This is a genomic window from Stenotrophomonas sp. SrG (genome assembly GCF_050031795.1).
In the GTDB taxonomy this organism is placed as follows: domain Bacteria; phylum Pseudomonadota; class Gammaproteobacteria; order Xanthomonadales; family Xanthomonadaceae; genus Stenotrophomonas; species Stenotrophomonas rhizophila_A.
The window spans coordinates 1-293 of the sequence record NZ_JBNBBE010000132.1 but is presented as its reverse complement, the minus strand read 5'-3'; the positions used below and the strand labels follow the sequence as shown (position 1 = coordinate 293).

Below are 293 nucleotides of genomic sequence, written 5' to 3'. Positions count from 1 at the left end.
CGCCGTCACCCGCTTCCAGGGTGAGCTGATCCAGGTGATCGACGTGGAAAGCGCGCTGGCCGACATCGCCCAGGTGCGTGGCGAGGCCGTGCTGGACCCCTCGATGGCGCGGCCGGCCGACGCCCCGCAGCTGCAGGTGCTGGTGGTGGACGACTCGCGGGTTGCCCGCCAGCAGAACCGCAGCGTGCTGGACCAGCTGGGCGTGGGCGCCACCCTGCTCTCGGACGGCAAGCACGCGCTGGACCACCTGCTGCAGATCCACGCCGCCGGCGAAAACCCGGCCGAGCGTTACG

The 293-nt window shown here is 72.0% G+C and carries 1 pseudogene; it reads left to right on the top strand.

What is annotated here, in order from left to right:
• A pseudogene (locus ACQG3P_RS19265) lies at nt 1-293 on the top strand (chemotaxis protein CheV); the annotation flags it as partial.